The organism is Corynebacterium sp. ES2715-CONJ3 (assembly GCF_024814365.1).
GTDB lineage: Bacteria > Actinomycetota > Actinomycetes > Mycobacteriales > Mycobacteriaceae > Corynebacterium.
On sequence record NZ_JANUXS010000007.1, the window covers coordinates 1 to 17,359 of the forward strand.

General features: G+C 53.3%; 20 protein-coding genes, 1 tRNA gene and 1 rRNA gene. 15 read left to right on the top strand and 7 right to left on the bottom strand.

Annotated elements, in window-relative coordinates; translation table 11 throughout:
• The 3 genes from rrf to NXT00_RS08475 all read left to right on the top strand — a co-directional run bounded on the left by rrf (nucleotide 1) and on the right by NXT00_RS08475 (nucleotide 3,648).
• A 5S ribosomal RNA gene (rrf, locus tag NXT00_RS08465) occupies nucleotides 1-117 on the top strand.
• Nucleotides 118-266: 149 nt separating this feature from the next.
• Nucleotides 267-1,013 carry an ABC transporter ATP-binding protein gene (locus NXT00_RS08470; protein ID WP_259158719.1) on the top strand — a complete coding sequence of 249 codons (747 nt, stop codon included), beginning with the start codon at nucleotides 267-269 and terminating at the stop codon, nucleotides 1,011-1,013.
• The gene (locus NXT00_RS08475) at nucleotides 1,000-3,648 is read left to right on the top strand and encodes an ABC transporter permease (RefSeq protein WP_259158721.1); all 2,649 of its coding nucleotides are present in this window, start codon (nucleotides 1,000-1,002) and stop codon (nucleotides 3,646-3,648) included. The genes NXT00_RS08470 and NXT00_RS08475 overlap by 14 nt, the downstream gene beginning before the upstream one ends.
• Here NXT00_RS08475 and NXT00_RS08480 read toward each other — a convergent pair.
• Together NXT00_RS08480 and NXT00_RS08485 are read right to left on the bottom strand one after the other, a co-directional pair.
• Complete coding sequence (locus tag NXT00_RS08480) at nucleotides 3,645-3,944, bottom strand: CrcB family protein (protein ID WP_259080031.1); 300 nt, start codon at nucleotides 3,942-3,944, stop codon at nucleotides 3,645-3,647. The two genes, NXT00_RS08475 and NXT00_RS08480, sit on opposite strands and share 4 nt — an antisense overlap.
• A complete protein-coding gene (locus NXT00_RS08485; RefSeq protein WP_259158722.1) occupies nucleotides 3,944-4,306 on the bottom strand; it encodes a CrcB family protein in 363 nt (120 codons plus the stop codon). The genes NXT00_RS08480 and NXT00_RS08485 overlap by 1 nt, the downstream gene beginning before the upstream one ends.
• Nucleotides 4,307-4,391: 85 nt before the next feature.
• On the opposite strand from NXT00_RS08485, the gene pgm reads away from it, so the two are divergent.
• The 5 genes from pgm (at nucleotide 4,392) to NXT00_RS08510 (ending at nucleotide 8,325) form a co-directional block, all read left to right on the top strand.
• Nucleotides 4,392-6,047, top strand: a complete 1,656-nt coding sequence (pgm, locus tag NXT00_RS08490; protein ID WP_259080043.1) for a phosphoglucomutase (alpha-D-glucose-1,6-bisphosphate-dependent) — start codon at nucleotides 4,392-4,394, stop codon at nucleotides 6,045-6,047.
• A gap of 100 nt (nucleotides 6,048-6,147) precedes the next feature.
• The gene (locus NXT00_RS08495) at nucleotides 6,148-6,630 is read left to right on the top strand and encodes a DoxX family protein (RefSeq protein WP_259158771.1); all 483 of its coding nucleotides are present in this window, start codon (nucleotides 6,148-6,150) and stop codon (nucleotides 6,628-6,630) included.
• Between the two features lie 48 nt (nucleotides 6,631-6,678).
• Nucleotides 6,679-7,389 (top strand): thioredoxin domain-containing protein, encoded by a 711-nt coding sequence (locus NXT00_RS08500; protein ID WP_259158723.1) that lies wholly within the window; start codon nucleotides 6,679-6,681, stop codon nucleotides 7,387-7,389.
• A gap of 138 nt (nucleotides 7,390-7,527) precedes the next feature.
• Nucleotides 7,528-7,600 (top strand) — tRNA-Ala (locus NXT00_RS08505).
• A gap of 434 nt (nucleotides 7,601-8,034) precedes the next feature.
• Nucleotides 8,035-8,325 (top strand): hypothetical protein, encoded by a 291-nt coding sequence (locus NXT00_RS08510; RefSeq protein ID WP_259080047.1) that lies wholly within the window; start codon nucleotides 8,035-8,037, stop codon nucleotides 8,323-8,325.
• A gap of 153 nt (nucleotides 8,326-8,478) precedes the next feature.
• Here NXT00_RS08510 and NXT00_RS08515 read toward each other — a convergent pair whose 3' ends face one another.
• Complete coding sequence (locus tag NXT00_RS08515; protein ID WP_259158724.1) at nucleotides 8,479-8,844, bottom strand: hypothetical protein; 366 nt, start codon at nucleotides 8,842-8,844, stop codon at nucleotides 8,479-8,481.
• A gap of 368 nt (nucleotides 8,845-9,212) precedes the next feature.
• A complete protein-coding gene (locus tag NXT00_RS08520) occupies nucleotides 9,213-9,356 on the bottom strand; it encodes a hypothetical protein (RefSeq protein ID WP_259080050.1) in 144 nt (47 codons plus the stop codon).
• A 407-nt stretch (nucleotides 9,357-9,763) separates the two neighbouring features.
• On the opposite strand from NXT00_RS08520, the gene NXT00_RS08525 reads away from it, so the two are divergent.
• Both NXT00_RS08525 and NXT00_RS08530 read left to right on the top strand, forming a co-directional pair.
• On the top strand, nucleotides 9,764-11,029 hold the full coding sequence (locus tag NXT00_RS08525; protein WP_259158772.1) for a glycosyltransferase 87 family protein: 1,266 nt from the start codon (nucleotides 9,764-9,766) through the stop codon (nucleotides 11,027-11,029).
• Entirely contained in the window at nucleotides 11,023-11,367 is a 345-nt protein-coding gene (locus tag NXT00_RS08530) for a hypothetical protein (protein ID WP_259158725.1), read from the top strand. The genes NXT00_RS08525 and NXT00_RS08530 overlap by 7 nt, the downstream gene beginning before the upstream one ends.
• Here the strand turns inward: NXT00_RS08530 and NXT00_RS08535 are convergent.
• Together NXT00_RS08535 and NXT00_RS08540 are read right to left on the bottom strand one after the other, a co-directional pair.
• A complete protein-coding gene (locus tag NXT00_RS08535) occupies nucleotides 11,364-11,675 on the bottom strand; it encodes a multidrug efflux SMR transporter (RefSeq protein WP_259080054.1) in 312 nt (103 codons plus the stop codon). The genes NXT00_RS08530 and NXT00_RS08535 overlap by 4 nt on opposite strands.
• Nucleotides 11,676-11,679: 4 nt before the next feature.
• Nucleotides 11,680-12,015, bottom strand: a complete 336-nt coding sequence (locus NXT00_RS08540) for a multidrug efflux SMR transporter (protein ID WP_259158726.1) — start codon at nucleotides 12,013-12,015, stop codon at nucleotides 11,680-11,682.
• A 39-nt stretch (nucleotides 12,016-12,054) separates the two neighbouring features.
• Here NXT00_RS08540 and NXT00_RS08545 point away from each other — a divergent pair, with 39 nt between their 5' ends.
• Nucleotides 12,055-12,471 (top strand): pyridoxamine 5'-phosphate oxidase family protein, encoded by a 417-nt coding sequence (locus NXT00_RS08545; protein ID WP_259158727.1) that lies wholly within the window; start codon nucleotides 12,055-12,057, stop codon nucleotides 12,469-12,471.
• Nucleotides 12,472-13,230 carry a fructosamine kinase family protein gene (locus NXT00_RS08550; protein WP_259158729.1) on the top strand — a complete coding sequence of 253 codons (759 nt, stop codon included), beginning with the start codon at nucleotides 12,472-12,474 and terminating at the stop codon, nucleotides 13,228-13,230.
• On the opposite strand, the gene nadE is transcribed toward NXT00_RS08550, so the two are convergent.
• Nucleotides 13,227-14,066 carry an ammonia-dependent NAD(+) synthetase gene (nadE, locus tag NXT00_RS08555; protein ID WP_259158731.1) on the bottom strand — a complete coding sequence of 280 codons (840 nt, stop codon included), beginning with the start codon at nucleotides 14,064-14,066 and terminating at the stop codon, nucleotides 13,227-13,229. The two genes, NXT00_RS08550 and nadE, sit on opposite strands and share 4 nt — an antisense overlap.
• 206 nt (nucleotides 14,067-14,272) lie before the next feature.
• Between nadE and ykgO the strand changes: the two genes are divergently transcribed.
• From ykgO to nrdE, 3 genes are all read left to right on the top strand, one after another.
• Nucleotides 14,273-14,395 carry a type B 50S ribosomal protein L36 gene (ykgO, locus tag NXT00_RS08560; protein WP_005511141.1) on the top strand — a complete coding sequence of 41 codons (123 nt, stop codon included), beginning with the start codon at nucleotides 14,273-14,275 and terminating at the stop codon, nucleotides 14,393-14,395.
• A gap of 412 nt (nucleotides 14,396-14,807) precedes the next feature.
• Nucleotides 14,808-15,041 (top strand): glutaredoxin-like protein NrdH, encoded by a 234-nt coding sequence (gene nrdH / locus NXT00_RS08565; protein ID WP_259080112.1) that lies wholly within the window; start codon nucleotides 14,808-14,810, stop codon nucleotides 15,039-15,041.
• Nucleotides 15,042-15,182: 141 nt separating this feature from the next.
• Nucleotides 15,183-17,342, top strand: coding sequence for a class 1b ribonucleoside-diphosphate reductase subunit alpha (nrdE, locus tag NXT00_RS08570; protein ID WP_259158733.1), 2,160 nt, complete (start codon nucleotides 15,183-15,185; stop codon nucleotides 17,340-17,342).
• The last annotated feature ends 17 nt before the right edge of the window (nucleotides 17,343-17,359 follow it).

Genomic DNA, 17,359 nt, shown 5'->3' on the forward strand with positions numbered 1-17,359 from the left:
GTCGGTGGTTATTGCGTCAGGGGTACGCCCGGTCCCATTCCGAACCCGGAAGCTAAGCCTGGTAGCGCTGATGGTACTGCAAACGGGAGTTTGTGGGAGAGTAAGTCACCGCCGACCTAAAACTTAAGATGGTGGGGAGGGGTTGTGTGCAGGCTGTGTGCTTGTGCGCATCCCCTCCCCCTTTTTTTGTGTGTGTGGGGTGTGTGTGGGGGTTGGGGTAGTCTGGGGTGGGTAGGCTTTGTAGTGTTTGAGGGAAGAGGAACCAAATGCAAACCACCCCAGCTGCACGTGCACATAACCTGACCAAGACCTATGGATCAGGCAGCACTCAAGTTACTGCAGTGAATTCTATATCCATCGAATTCCCACAACGGCAGTTTACGGCCATTATGGGGCCTTCCGGCTCCGGGAAATCTACGCTGATGCATTGCATGGCCGGGTTGGATAGCATCTCTGGGGGCTCGACCTATATTGGGGATACCGATCTATCGCAGCTCGATGATAAGGGACTGACGAATTTAAGACGTGATCGCATCGGTTTTATATTTCAGAGCTTCAATTTAGTTCCCACATTAACCGCTGCAGAAAACATCACTCTTCCGCTCGATATAGCGGGCAAACCGGTGGACCACAATTGGTTTCACACCGTGACCTCACGGTTAGGCCTCGTCGATCGTTTAGGACACCGTCCTGCCGAGCTTTCCGGAGGACAGCAGCAGCGCGTCGCTTGCGCACGTGCCCTGGTTGCGCGCCCCGATATTATTTTCGGCGACGAACCCACGGGCAACCTTGATTCCAATGCCTCTCGGGAGGTCCTCGGGATTTTGCGCGGTGCGGTCGATGAATTTGGCCAGACTGTGGTGATCGTGACCCATGACCCCAGCGCGGCGAAATATGCCGACGAGGTCATTTTCCTATCCGATGGAGAAATCCGGACACGGCTGAACAGCCCGAGCGCTGAAGAGATTTTCGCAGTCATGGGTACTTTGGAGGATACCGATGGGCAAGCATAGCGCCCCGCGCCCCTCAGGTTCGCAAACCCTCCTGCGTATGAGTTGGCGCACAGTTGTTGCACATAAACTTCGTCTTGCCCTCACAGTGGTGGCCGTGATCCTCGGTACCTCCTTCGTGGCTGGGTCGATGATGTTCACAAACTCATTGGAAAAGGTCTTCGACTCAGCAGTGGAGGATCTATTCGCCGACGTGGACGTAGTCATGCATCCCAACCCTGGAGCTATGGTGGGGGCCAACCTTTTTGCACCTGGTGCTGGAACCTCCGGTATTACGGGAATCAAGGTAGATATGCTGTCTACGCTCCGCCAAGATCCGCAGATCGCTGGGGTCACGGTACAGGGCGCAACCACCGTGGTGGTTGCTGATGCTCAACGACGACCCTTCCAGACTCGCTCCGCGCAATCTACCATCAGTCCCTGGTACGACACCGAACAGGCTGTAGGCCTCGGCAATACTCTCCTAGAGGGAGAACTCCCTCGTGACAACGGCGTAGCTATCAACCGTGCCGCCGCCAACGATTATGATATTGCCATAGGTGATGAGGTCATTGTTGTTGATCCTGAAGGCCAGCGTAGTTATCAAATCACCGGCATCTACCAACCCGCTTCGAGCGCAGTGGACCTCAGTACCGGCGTATTATTACTTCAAGCCGAAGACGTCTATATCGATACGTATCTAGGTGGCATTTTCATCCCCGCGGCCTTAATATCGGGAGACGTAAAACGCGGCAGTGAGCTAATTGACTATCTTCAGCAAACCTACCCCGAATACGGCTACGCCTCAGCCCAAGAATTAGCACGCGGCATTTCTGAGTCCGTTGCAGATGCGCTGAGTTTTGTTAACTATTTCCTTGTGGCCTTCGCCATGATCGCCCTCCTGGTCGGTTCCTTTATTATTGCCAATACCTTTGCCATGATCGTGGCTCAGCGTCTCAAAGAATTCGCTCTGTTACGAGCCCTAGGGTGTTCCAAAAGGCAACTGACATCCACGGTGGTCATCGAATCTATTCTGGTCGGTATCGTCGGATCCCTTCTCGGTGTGCTCGCCGGTATGGGATTAGTTCAGGCCATCCAATTCACCCTTGGACGACTGGGTATGCCTATCGCTGCAGGCACAACCGGCCTTGGGGCATCCGCGATTGCTTTCCCCATCGTGCTTGGTATCGTCGTGACTGTTATAAGTGCTTGGGCACCCGCTCGCCGTGCTGGGGCCGTCCGCCCCGTGGAAGCTATGCGGACCACGGAAAGCTCAACTGCAACCTCCCTTAAAACACGTACGATCTTAGGTCTTCTCTTGCTCGCTGCGGGCATGGCGTTAGCCTTCGCTGGCGCGCTTGTCGATGCTGATAGCTACGCGACTAAAACTCGTGCGATTGGCGTAGGTATTGGCGCCTTTGCTGTCATTGGTGGCGTCTTCATGGCGTCGCCGGCACTGTCCATCCCTCTCGTGGGTGCCCTGGGCCGGGTTATAGCTCGCCCCTTTAAAGCTATTGGACAATTAGCCGCCACCAATTCTCGCCGCAATCCTAAGCGCACGGCTACCACCGCTTTCGCTCTGACTCTCGGTATGGCGCTTGTCACTGCTATTGGGATGTTGAGCGCCTCCATGCACGACAGTATTGAAGATCTGGTGAATTCAGAAGTCACCGCTGATTTCGTACTAGAGGGTCCTAGTGCCATGAGATTCCCAGTGCCGACGGATGCCTACGCAGATATTCAAGCTCTGGATAGTATTGATCAAGCGGTAGCAGTATCCTATGCCAAAGTCTCCCTAGACGATTCACCCACCGGTCTGGCGGCGCTGAGGGGCTTTCCCATCACTTTTATGGCCAATGGCGATCTTGAGGACGTCGTGGGACTAAAGAATCCGCAGGGAAGGTTTGATCTCTCCCAAGCTGGGACTTTTATCGCCCGCGAGTCCTATGCTCAAGAGCGCGGATTAGCCATAGGCGATACCGTGAATATCTACGACCAAGAGGGCCAGATCTTAGCGCGCGCTGAGCTGACTGGAACTTATGGAGACAACCGCATTCTCGACGATGTTGTCCTGTCTGAAGCCACAATCATTGATACCCCCGCTTATGAAAATGACAATCTGGCTCAGGTGCTTCTGATGGGCAAAGAAGGCGTAACACAGCGCTCCTTGCGAGCCGATCTCGAACAAGCCGTGGAAAAATACCTCGTGGTGCGGGTGATGAATGCCCAAGAATATGCCGGCGCCCAAGCAGGTTTAATCAACCAAATGATGTATATCCTCTATGCACTCCTTGGCCTAAGTATTATTGTCGCGGTGCTAGGCATTATCAATACCTTGGCACTTAATGTCATTGAGCGTCGGCAGGAAATTGGTATGCTGCGCGCTGTCGGTACACATCGCAACCAAGTGCGGCTGATGATTACCATCGAGAGTGTGCAGATAGCGATCTACGGCTCCATCATCGGAATGATTGTGGGCCTCGGGCTCGGATGGTCCTTCCTAAAAGTTCTAGGCTCGCAGGGGCTCGAAACCATATCCGTGCCCTATGGAACATTAATGATCATCCTCATAGGCTCTGGACTCGTAGGTGTGCTCGCCGCGATCTGGCCAGCCCAGCGCGCCAGTACAACGCCGCCGCTCGATGCGATCTCACATTAACTAAGGGCGATGAGGCCCAGGCCTGTAATGAGGGTTATAAGAAGATAACCGACAAAGAGGAGAGACTTACCGCCTTCGAGCATAGTTCCCAATTCCTTCGCGAGGGTCGACCACGTAGAGAGTGCTCCAGCAAATCCAACACTGATCACCCAGGCGAATCCGCTCGCGGCACTCAGAGCTATTGCAAGGCAGGCCAAACTATTCGCCAGATAGGTGCCAGCTGGGCTGGGAAGGAGACGAGAAAGCACATAGCGGAGCGCCCCACCACAGCAGGCAGCAAAAAAGACCGTGAGCATTATGCGCTCACCCTCTGGGACACACTTGTGCCGGCAAACCAGGCGAGGAGGCACGTTGAGATCGTTATCAGACAGTAGCCGAAGGCCTGGGGGAGGGGCAGGTGGGCGGTGAAGCCAGCGAAGGCCGAAAAGCTCGTAAAGCCACCGAGAATTCCTACGGCGAAGAAGGCGCGCAGGTTTTCGTTGCGGGGATTGCTCAGGCCCATAGCGAGACACCCGAGAATATTGATCACGAGGAGTAGCTCCGGCCCAGAACCGAGGGAGAAGACCAACGCGCGGGCACTCGCGCCTAGTCCAGCACCAAGTCCCGCGAGGATGGTGGGGCCGAAAAATTTATGGGTTATATGCAGGCCACGATTCATGGCAGTGATTGTACATCGGGTGGATCGAGCATGATTTAGCGCTAAGATAATGAGGACACAACTGTCCACAGAAGGAGTAACAGCAATGGCTCACCCACGCGCTGGCCAAGTAGCCCAGCCAGAAGACCTTGTCGATATCGCGGGGCTTGTCACCGCGTACTACACCCGCACCCCAGACGTGAGTGACCCTGATCAACAGGTTGCGTTCGGGACCTCCGGGCACCGCGGATCGTCCTTTGATACCGCCTTTAATGAGGCCCATATTCTTGCCACGACCCAGGCCATCGTGGATTACCGCCAGGCTCACCATATCGGTGGCCCCGTTTATATCGGCCGTGATCCCCACGCACTCTCCGAGCCTGCGATGGTATCGGCCCTGGAGGTTTTAATCGGCAACGATATCCCCGTGCGCGTTGATGACCGTGGTCGCTTTACCCCCACCCCAGCCGTCTCGCATGCGATCTTGGCTCATAACGCCAATCTGCCAGGTGGGGTTACGGGCTTGGACCCCAAGCGCGCCGACGGAATTGTGATTACTCCTTCGCACAATCCGCCTCGTGATGGTGGCTTCAAATATAACCCACCTAATGGTGGGCCTGCTGATACCGATGCCACTGATTGGATCGCGCAGCGCGCCAACGATATTCTGCGTAATGACCTTAAAGACATCCGCAGAGTAAGCGTATCGGGCGTCCTCGATCCGCGAGCAGAGCGTTTTGATTACCTCAATCATTATATTGCGGACCTGCCCAATGTGATCAATATTGAGGCTATCAAGCAATCTGGTCTGACCATTGGGGCTGATCCTATGGGTGGTGCCTCGGTGGACTACTGGGGGCGTATCGCTGAGGTCCACGGGTTGAATCTCACCGTAGTAAACCCCATTGTGGATCCCACCTGGCGTTTTATGACTCTTGATACTGATGGCAAAATCCGTATGGACTGCTCCTCACCACATTCGATGGCCAGCTTGGTGCATAACCGCGATAAATACGATATCGCTACCGGCAACGACGCCGACGCTGATCGCCACGGTATCGTCACCCCCGATGCTGGACTGATGAATCCGAACCACTACTTAGCTGTTGCCATTGACTACCTCTATACCCACCGCCCGCACTGGGGCACTGACGCCGTGGGGAAGACCCTCGTATCGTCGTCTATGATCGACCGGGTTGTGGCAGATTTGGATAAGAAACTCATTGAAGTTCCGGTGGGCTTTAAGTGGTTCGTTCCGGGTCTGATCGACGGCTCAGTTGGTTTTGGTGGCGAAGAATCCGCCGGCGCTTCCTTCTTGCGCCACAACGGTACCGTGTGGTCGACCGATAAGGATGGTCTCATTCTTGACCTTTTGGCCGCCGAAATCACTGCGGTTACCTCCAAAACTCCGTCGCAACGCTATGCAGAGCTTGCCCAAAAATTCGGCGCCCCGCATTATGCACGAACAGATGCTGAGGCCAACCGCGAACAAAAGGCTCTTCTTAAGGCGCTCTCGCCTGAACAAGTGAGTGCCACTGAACTCGCTGGCGAGAAAATCACCGCGAAATTGGTCTCGGCTCCAGGCAACGGTGCACCATTGGGAGGACTTAAGGTGTGCACCCAAAACGCGTGGTTTGCGGCCCGCCCCTCCGGTACCGAAGATAAGTACAAGATTTATGCCGAGAGCTTCTTGGGCGAAGATCACCTCGCACTCATGCAGGACGAAGCTCGTGCGCTGGTGAAAAAAGTATTAGAGAGCTAAACGAATAACTGCCCGTGGCCCTACAAATAAGGGCTACGGGCAGTAGGTTGCAATAGTTCAGGTGAGCTTTTATACGCAAAGATGGATAGACTAAGTGACTATGCTCCTAGAAAACGGCATCTTAGCGGGAGATGACACCCGTTCAAAGGTTATCGACATCATCAGCGCACTGGCTCGCTTTGGGCTAGCAGCGGTATGGATTCTCGCTGGGCTAACCAAAATTGGTAAACCCATGACCGAGGCCCAAAATATTATGGCCTATGAAATCTTCACCCCAGACTGGTCCTACTTCCTCGGGCAGATTATTGGTCCTGTGGAGATCGCTGGCGGGCTCATTCTCTTAGTCGGAATCTTTATCAGGCAAGCAGCGAAGATATCCCTCATAGTTTTGATCTTCTTTATGATCGGGATCGCCCAAGCTTGGTACCGTGGACTCGTGATCGATTGCGGATGCTTCGGTGACGCTGACCTTGCCGATGGCGGAATGAGCTATGTCACCACGCTGCTACGCGACGTGGTCTTCGTGGCCATGTCAATTTGGGTAATGGTCTTTCCCTATAAACGATTCGCCATCTACCCTTAGAGAGCACCCTTTTAACATATTCGGATACAAGTGAGTCAAGAAGGCTTGATGAGTAATAAAATTAAAAATCCCAACGAGAATAGCAGTGGCTTTATCTGGGCGATCGTGGCTCTAGTTGCCATAGCGATCGCAGTTGTTGGATATATAGTTGTTAGCGGCAATAACGCGGAAAAAGAAAAACTCGCCGCGGATGTCGAGCCCGTAAATATCACTACCACCGTGGAAGACAATGCCGTCGTTTTGACATCGGATGCCACCACGCCGGACGCTCAAAATATTGAGATCTATGAGGACTTCTCTTGCTCCTTCTGCGGAAAATTGGCAACTTCTACAGATGAGGACATGAAGAAACTCGTCGAAGAAGGCAAGATCGTCGTGCATATCCGCTCGCTCAACTTCCTCGACCGCGGCCAGGCTGGCCACTCCACCCTCGCCGGCACTTCTGCCTACACCGCAGCGAAGGCTGGAGACTCCCAGGCCTACTGGAATCTTCGTAGGAAGCTCCTAGAAGATCAAGAAAAGATCTATGGTGTATGGGACGCCGCTCGCATGGCTACTATCGCTGAAGGCTTCGGCGCGCAAGCATCCACCGCTAAGCAGATCGAATCCCAGGATCTCAGTGATGAATACGTGGCTATGGCAACCGCTAACTCCGAGAAGCTAGAAAAAGTAAGCGGCAAAGTTTCCTCCCCCCGTGTCTTCATTGACGGCAAAGAGGTTGGCGACGATATCTTCGAATGGCCACGCTTAATTAAGTAATGGTCTTGAGCTAAGGGTCCGCATGGGTGAAACTATGCGGATCTTTGCTTTTTTGGAGATGTATAAGCACAGCTTGAACTCGCGATTTGGTAGTGCTGGAGACCATCAGGTAGCCTAAAATTCGTTCGCATGAACAATGGGGCTATGGCGCAGCTGGTAGCGCACCACACTGGCAGTGTGGGGGTCACGGGTTCGAATCCCGTTAGCTCCACCGAAGGAAAACCCAGCTACTTTGAGTAGCTGGGTTTTTTGCTGTCTAGCTGGGGTTATGGTCGCTCGAGGGTAGTCCAATCCGCCCCGATCCGTCCCTAAAATGGCCCTAGTGGCCCTAGAATGGCCCTAAAATGACCTCAAAAATCCGGCAAGAAACACACCCATGGCCACCTTTTGCGCGCCCGCTACCACCACGAGGGTGTATGCTGTGACGCCGTGAAATGTTTAAAAACTAAACACTAAGCCACCGCATGGAACGCCGAAGAAGAATAGCTCATCGAGCTCCACGCACAGCCATCTCCACAACCCGCAACGATCTCACCACACCGACCGCAAACCCCACCGCCAGAGAATTGGCTCAACGCCTCCTAAGAATCACTTGGCATACAGCTCAAACCGCTGAAAGAGTGCACTCTGTGGATCCACAAGAAAGTGACTGTCAACCGTGTCACGTCGCCGCTACCCCAGGCGATTAAAACCCCGAACATTATCCGCTTGGCAGGGCTGATGATAGCCGAGATTGCTATCGGCGATATTCACTGCTGGTGGGAAATAATCAACCGTGCTTACCTCTCCAAAACATTCAACCAGCAAGCCTCTAGAGGGCTCACAGGTGCTTCCGCGCGTGCTGTTGAGCGTGAAATCAGCGAGCGACAAAACCCGGAGGTGCTGGAGTGGTCGGGCGCGTTGAGTAGGACGTCCATTGTTTCGACGAGTCAGTAATGGGGCAAAACGTACATCTCGAGGTACTGGCAGACCCCCACAAGCGAAAGCGGGCGTCGCTACTGAAATCGACCCCCATCGTGGCGAGATCTGGCTGGTTACTCGCCTGGCGGGCCAAGGTGCGCCCCTGTAGGGGATCGGGAAGCTGCTTGGTTATATTTTGATCGGAATATGATCACGCAGGTGTATGGGAAGGTCCGTGCGAGCCGTATTGGCACTTTTTTGGAGAAGGTCGACGCCATTCTGACAGAACCGAACATCCCCCTCAGTAAGAAGGTTGTGAGGGTTTCTTGAGTTGTATATGCAGTCACGCACGGCTGGTGAAGCGTCGACTCGTGCGCGTTTTTCAATGTAGAGCCAGTTGAAAAGAAAAGCTGTGACATGGCTGAGGGAAATTGGGCCCCTATTATTCACCGCTGCGAAAGTTACTTGAGCGGGCTGATTGTCGTCGTAAAGCCACAGGCTACGGCTCACAAGCACAACTGTGATTGTCATAGCGGCAGCCATGTCGGTTGTCATCCCAGGATCTCTAGGAGCCTATCTCTTGATCTAGGAATCATTGCGGGTAGGTGGATTGCATCTTGATCGGGAAACAACTCACCTATCACAAAATCCTGCCTGCCCGTAGTTATGGGTGCTAAGAGGCCCAGTGGCTGATGTGGGCGCGTGTTCGAGGAATACGTCTTAGGTCCTGCCGGTGTCGACGGTGGCCCACTCTTCGCGTGAGTGGGAGTAGTGCAGCAGATATTCTGTTCTCGCGTTAGCGCGGGTGTGTTGAAATTTCGTGATATTCCGACTGTGTGCGGACTCATTGCGATCCAAGTCGTATATGTAGATCCTGTCAATCTGGCCAACTCTAGTGGGAGTATTTGAGCGTTTTAATTCAGCTAAACCGCATGAAGCATATTTGCTATGGAAGCAGGGGTCAGCTCGTCAACCTTGCTGGGTCCATTCAGGGCCCATATATCAAGGTGATCCAGAGTGCGGACGGCCACGCCAATATTTCCCTGACCGTGTGCATGTCTTGACACAATAAAACCCCTCAGACGCGGGCTAATAATATCCGAGATGTGATAAAGGGGATTTATGGTACCTGTTTTAAAATCCGCTTTAGTGAACGTTCTCGTGCGCTGTGTAAATACTTAACTAATAAGTGATAACAAAACGCGCGAGCGATGAATAGCAACGATAAACCTACTAAAATACCGCGTTTCCACCATCTTCCTAGCAGTGAGAGCATATGCGTTAATATGCATCTGACACGTGGTGTGGTCTATTGTTACGGTCGCTAGCGGCTACCTAACCCAGCAGTTAAGTGCCGGGGGGTGTTTTCTTGCGCTGGTACATTGAAGCGGTAGCACGACCACCAGTTTGCCGCTATTTCAACCTGTGCTGCTGTGCTCCGCGCTTAAGTGAACTACACTGTCACACTGTGAATATGCCCTCTCCACCAGTAAGGCCGCGCATCCCAGGGATTGCCACTCTCATTGCTCTATCCTTTATAGCCGCATGGCGGGTACTGTCGGTTAACCTTTCGGCGGAGAATATGACTTATTATGTCAACCTCTTCCAGATTCCCGTGGATTTTCGGGTCTACTATCTTGCTGGGCAGGCGCTTCGAGAAGGGCAGGACTTATACGCCGGTAATTTAGTTCTCGATTTACCGTTTACCTATCCGCCCTTCGCCGGTGCTCTCTTTGCACGGCTGGCGGCTTTTCCTGAATTATCAACCCTGGTGGTCTGGCAATTTTTTTCGGCGGCAGCGCTAGTCGCAGTGGTTATAGCCGTATTTCAGGAGCGCGGCTACCGCCTGGATTTCCCCACTGGGATTCTCGTGGCCTTGATCAGCATCGCCTTCTTCGCTCTCGCGCCGATACGCAGCACTTTTCTCTTCGGCCAAATCAATATCTTCCTGATGCTTCTCGTTAGTACCGATTTTCTTCGTCGCAGCTCACTATTGGGCGGTGCAGGAGTAGGGCTCGCTGCGGGAGTAAAGCTGACTCCCGCCTTTTTTGGTCTCGTTTTCCTTATGCAAAAGCGCTGGTGGGCGGCGCTCACTAGCATTGCTGTCTTTGGATTCACAGTCCTGATTGGCTACCTCTTGGTTCCAGATGCCCATATATTCTGGACGTGGGCGATCTTTGATTCCAGTCGCGTTGGCGATCTCAATAACCCCGGTGCCCAATCGCTACGCGGAATGCTGCTACGCGCCTTCGGAGTCGAGGGCGGAGCACTCTTAGTAGTTCTGACAGCTATAGTCCTCGCAGTGGTGATAGCGGGAATGTGGGCGGCGATCCAACTTGATAATCGTTCTCTTGCACTAGGAATTGCAGGCTATGGTGCCACACTGGTGTCACCTTTTTCCTGGCAGCACCACTGGGTTTGGGTGGTACCGATGGTCTTGAGCATTCTCGACGCGCTATGGCGGCTCACTATGCGACTATCAGCCCGTATAGCCAATAGATGGGTACGTGAGCTGAGTGAACAGTGTGCTGCCTTCTGCAGTGCGGCGCTCGTGGCCCTCATGATCCTGCCGATGGTCAGCACCGTGCAGTGGACTGAGCTAGCCTATTTTGAGGCGGGCCTGAGCCCATTGTGGTGGATGCGGGCACTTTATATTGGTTCCGCCTTACTCACCGTTCTACTCGCAGCGATCGTCGCAGTGGTTTGTGTGTGGCGGCGTCGAAAGGAAATGTCATGCTAGATCCGTATCAACAACTTCAAACTCTGCTGCAATCGCCCGCGGCTGTTCGAAGCGTGCGAGAATTTGAGAAAAAGCGCCATCTGATTGGCTCCCTCGATCCCAAGCCGGATAAATTCACCACTGTATTTGTCAACGAGACGGATTTGGTGTGGGCCTGGATTGGCCAAGAGATGGAGACCTTCGTCGATCAAGCAGTACAACTCAGTCGCACGCGTATTGATGCTAGCTACTGGGCAGACAATAAGGAAGAATTACTACAACGGTTTGTTGGCGATCACGAATTTGTCGACCCACCGCTGGTGGCCGCGCTGCAGCGGGCGGGTGGCCTCAGCTACTAGCCGCTACCTAACTCGACGAGTAGAACTCCGAGTGCGATGAGGGCTATCCCCATAGACATGGTGCGGGTGAGATGTTCGTGGAAAATAATGCGTGACAGAATTGCAGTGGCTGCAACTCCACAAGCAGTCCATATTCCATAGGCCACTCCGATACGCATACCGTGCTGCAATGCCCCCGAAAGAAGGGTGAAGGCAAGGATATAGCCCGCGACAGCGATAAGAAAAAAGCGCGGTCGAGCGGTGGCCGCTTTCAAACTCAATGTGGCGGCAACTTCGGCACAAATTGCTCCAAACAGGTACCAGAACATGAACCTAGGCCACCTGAATTTCTCGGGGATGACCAAATTCCACCAGCACAATCCCGCCTATAATAATAATGATGCCCACCGAGCTGAGCCATGAGAGCTGCTCGCCATATATCCAGCATCCCAAAATGGCCGTGAGAGCAACGCCCGCAGCGCCCCAAATTCCATAGGCTACGCCTAGCGGTACACCCCGTTTGAGGAGAATAGTGAGCGCACTATAAGAAATCGTATATCCCAGAGCTACCAAGACGTATAAAATAGTAAAGGAAGCAGCTGCTTTGAGCAGCAGCGTCGCTGATACCTCGCACACAATCGCCAGGGCGAAGAGCATCCACTTATTCACGCAAGCAAACCTACCGTATCCGCTTTCGAAGGGGAAAATATGCCAGCAGGACCCGTGAATATCCTCAGCCAAGACGAGTGCCTTGAAAAGCTCGCAGGGCAGCGCCTAGGCCGCATTGTGGTGCGTCGGCACGCTGATATGGATATCTTCCCCATCAACTATGTTCTCGATGCTGGCGATCTCTACTTCCGCACCGCAGAAGGAGCCAAACTCTTTAGTATCGCGCTTAATTCCGATGTGCTCTTTGAAGTTGATGAGGTAACCGAAACCCATGCGTGGTCAGTCGTGGCCCGCGGACATGCGCACGTCCTTCGAGATACTAAAGAGATCCAGCACGCCGATACTCTCGCGCTACAACCATGGGTGCCCACCTTAAAGTACAACTTCGTCCGCATGACCATCACGTCACTGAGCGGTCGCGCCTTTGCCCTGGGTGCTGAACCGGAGCGCTACTAGATGTCAGGTTTTAAAAAAACCGTCGCACCGCACCTCGCCGGCGCTCCTCAGTGCGAAGCAAAAGGGCTGATATGGCTGAGAGAGGGCAGCTCCGCGGTCGTCGAGGTTCTCGAGGTGGACAATATCAGCATCACTACCGAATATATCGAGCACACATCGCCTAGCGCATTGATGGCTTGGCTCGCCGGACAGGAGCTTGCTCGTATTCACGCCTTGGGTGCGCCCGCTTTTGGGGCTCCGCCACCTGGGTGGGAAGGGGATATCTATATTGGCACCCAGCGACAGTCAGCTCAGCCGACGGCAGACTGGGCTGAGTTTTACTGCCGCCAACGGGTGTGGCCCTTCGTTATTCAAGCGGTAGCCAGTGGCAATCTGAGCACACGCGATGAGGCTGTGCTCGCGACAGTTTTAGAAAAAGTCGAGCAGATACAGTGGCCTACGATCGCTCCCGCTCGGATTCATGGTGATCTGTGGAATGGAAATCTGATTTTTGGCACCCACGGCCCCTTCTTTATCGATCCCGCAGCCCACGGTGGTCACCCACTGACGGACCTGGCCATGCTGGAGTTATTTGGGTGCCCGTATCTCGAAGAATTTTTCGCTGGTTACCAAAAGATCACTGCGCTGCCTGAAAACTTCCGCAGCATGCTCTCACTCCACCAACTGCATCCCCTTGCAGTGCATACCTTCACTCACGGCCCTAGCTATGCCCCAGAGCTGATGCGAGCCGCGTATACCACCCTTAAGGTGCTGGCTTAGGCAGTGCCTGTTGACGAACGCCACCACAGATCATAAGGGGTAACGGGTAAGTGGCGCTTGTGTTCGCCGATCTGCCAGAGATGCATGATGCGCTCGAGCGCCGCAGGGCTGACCTCACCAGTGCCTTGAACGAAGGTATCGATGTCCTCATAGCTCAGGCCTAGGGCTTCTTCGTCAGCCAGTCCTGGTCGGTCGTCTTCGAGGTCCGCAGTGGGAATCTTCTTCCAGGTGGATGCTGGCGCACCCAGCTCCTGAAGAAGCGCTGCCCCTTGGTTCTTGGAGAGGCCGAAGATGGGCAGTATATCCGCGGCGCCGTCGCCAAATTTTGTATAAAAACCTGTGAGGTTTTCGGCGGCATGATCGGTTCCGATAACGAGTAGTCCACGCTCTCCGGCGAGAGCGTATTGGGCTGCCATGCGCTGTCGAGCTTTAAGGTTCCCCTTATTAAAATCCCCGAGCTTATCTAAGCCGAGCGCCTGAGCACATGCTTCCGCGAGCGCATCAGTTGAGTCTTGGATATTGATGGTGAGGCTATGGTCGGGCTGGATGAAGTCGAGTGCGATCTGGGCATCCTGCTCATCAGCCTGGTGTCCGTAGGGGAGTCGGAGGGCATAAAATTCGGCGTCGAGGCCTTCGTCCCTAGCGCGTTCTACTGCGAGCTGGGCAAGTTTGCCAGCTAGGGTGGAATCTTGGCCCCCTGAGATACCGAGGACGAAGCCGCGGGTATGCGTGGCCTTGAGGTAATCGAGGAGGAAGTTTACGCGGATCGCTATTTCCTCTGCTGGCCTAATCACAGGCTGGGTATGGAGACGCTTGCGAATATCATCGGGATTCATGGGCCTAATACTAGCGCTTTTTCGGTGTGGCTGATCTCTTAAGGTGGAGGGAAAGGTTTGGATAATCCACAGCTGATGGGCTAATATGATTCTCCGTGTCATGACTGGCTTTTATATACGCCTTCTCTCAAGGAATTGGCCTAGTCTTATTTAAGATGTGACGAGTTAGTGCGCCTGACTCATCCTCAAGCAGAAAGGAGCGCCCGATGAAGGTTCGTAAGTCCCTTCGGTCGCTGAAGAACAAGCCGGGTGCTCAGGTTGTGCGCCGTCGCGGCAAAGTTTATGTGATCAATAAGAAAGAGCCACGTTTTAAGGCTCGTCAGGGCTAATAGTCCTATATTTATCCACCCCTTAGAACTCTAAGGGGTGGATTTTTTTATGTGTTAGGCCATCTCTCAGACAAAGGGGGTAAAGGGGGTGGAGGGGATAAAAAAATTAATTTTCCGCATTTTCTCCACTGAGCTGCACGGATGTTGAAGGGGCTGAAATCCCCGGCTCCAACGGGTGAGGGGTCCGGCTCTCATGGAGGACTATATATGGTGGAAGCGGACCTGCCCAGCTGGGAATTCCATGGCTGTAACTACTATATGTTGTGCCATTTGCGTTATTTTACCACTAAGTATAGTGTTGGTTCCTGTCAGTAAGTCACTGGTCAATAAGGCCCACAGGGTAACCAGTGAAAGAATTGGGGCAGTGATTCGCAGCCTTTATGCCCGTTAATGAATAAGGAAAATTCTTACGATGTCTATCACTCTTTATACCAAGCCAGCGTGTATGCAGTGTGTTGCTACCAAGAAGCTTCTTGACCGCTCTGGTCTGGATTATGAGACGGTTGATATCTCCATCGACGACGAGGCTCGCGATTATGTCCTATCGCTCGGTTACCTCCAGGCTCCCGTCGTGATGGTCGATGGTGAAGATCACTGGTCGGGCTATCGCCCCGAGCGTATTGCGAACCTCCTCGCAGCTGCCTAAGTCATCGAGATACGTCTACGGCGCCCCTCCTACACATAATACGAACGAGCGGGGGCGCTACTTTTATGGCCTAATCACCCTCCACGCTTGCAGAATATTCTTTTGGCAAGCCCCTCACAAGCAAAGGAACCACGAGCTATCGTGTCAGAGAATCTTGGATCCAAGGTTGCCGAGCCCGCATCCCGCGATGAGCAACTCGACTACCATGCGCTCAATGCGCTGCTGAACCTTTATGGCAGTGACCATAAAATTCAGTTTGATAAAGACCGCCAGGCTGCTAATCAATTCTTCCTGCAGCACGTTAACCGCAATACCGTCTTCTTCCACGATCTCGAGGAAAAGATGCGGTATCTGGTGGAAAATAAGTACTACGACCCGGCGGTTCTGGATAAATATGATTTCGCTTTCATTAAGGAGTTATTCAAGCAGGCCTATGCCCACAAATTCCGCTTCCAAACCTTCCTCGGTGCCTATAAGTACTACACGTCCTATACTCTAAAGACCTTCGACGGTGCTCGTTACCTCGAGCGCTTCGAGGACCGCGTGTGCATGGTCTCCCTCGCGCTTGCCGACGGTGACAAAGAGCTAGCTTCGCATTTGGTTGATGAGATTATTTCCGGTCGCTTCCAGCCAGCTACCCCTACCTTCTTGAATATGGGTAAGGCTCAACGTGGCGAGCCAGTCTCTTGCTTCCTATTGCGCATTGAAGACAATATGGAATCGATTGGTCGCTCGATCAACTCCGCGCTGCAGCTTTCGAAGCGCGGAGGTGGGGTGGCCCTGCTGCTATCGAATCTGCGCGAATCAGGTGCTCCGATTAAGCATATTGAGAACCAATCGTCCGGTGTTATCCCCGTGATGAAGTTGCTCGAAGATGCCTTCTCTTATGCCAACCAGCTTGGTGCTCGCCAGGGTGCGGGGGCAGTGTATTTGAATGCGCACCACCCCGATATTTTGAACTTCCTTGATACCAAGCGCGAGAATGCCGATGAGAAGATCCGCATTAAGACCCTCTCCTTAGGTGTCGTGATTCCGGATATTACCTTCGATCTTGCCAAGCGTAATGATGATATGTACCTCTTCTCGCCCTATGACGTGGAGCGGGTCTATGGCAAGGCCTTCGGCGATATTTCGGTGACCGAACACTACCAAGAGATGGTCGAGGATCCTCGGATCCGCAAAAAGAAGATCAATGCCCGGGAATTCTTCCAGACTTTGGCGGAGATTCAGTTCGAATCCGGCTACCCATACATCATGTATGAGGACACCGTGAACGCAGCCAACCCCATTGAGGGCCGCGTTAATATGTCCAATCTCTGCTCAGAAATTCTGCAGGTCAATTCACCATCGGTCTTCAACGACGACCTCACCTATGAGCATATTGGTCAGGATATTTCCTGTAACCTTGGCTCTTTGAATATTGCCATGACCATGGATTCACCCGATTTTGGCCAAACCGTAGAATCGGCCATTCGGGCGCTGACCGCTGTGAGTGAGCAGACCAAGATTGATTCCGTACCGTCGATACGCAAGGGTAATGATGACGCCCACGCGATTGGCTTAGGGCAAATGAACCTCCACGGTTATCTCGGCCGTGAGCGTATTCAGTATGGGTCGGAAGAGGCTCTTGATTTCACCAACGCTTATTTTGCAGCGGTGCTCTACCACTGCTTGAAGGCTTCGAATCAGCTGGCAAAAGATCGCGGACATGCTTTCGTGGGCTTCGAGACGTCGGACTATGCCTCGGGTGCCTACTTCGATCGCTTTGATCCTCAAGATTTTGCTCCTCGTACCGCTCGGGTCCAAGAACTCTTTGACAATTCCTCGATTGAGACTCCGACCGCTGAACAGTGGGCAGAGCTTAGGGCTGAGGTGATGGAAGACGGTATTTATAACCGATATCTGCAGGCTATTCCACCAACAGGGTCCATTTCCTATATCAATAACTCCACCTCGTCGATTCACCCTATTGCCTCGAGGATTGAGATCCGTAAAGAGGGCAAGATCGGTCGCGTCTACTATCCAGCACCCCATATGGATAACGACAACTTGGAGTACTTCCAGGATGCCTATGAGATCGGCTTCGAGAAGGTCATTGATACCTACGCGGTGGCCACCAAGTATATCGACCAAGGATTATCGCTCACCCTTTTCTTCAAAGATACGGTGACGACCCGCGATATCAACCGCGCTCAGATTTACGCGTGGCGTAAGGGGATCAAGACCTTGTACTATATCCGGCTGCGTCAAGTCGCTCTCGAAGGAACCGAGGTTGAGGGCTGCGTTTCCTGCATGCTCTAACGGGAAAACCCCGAGAG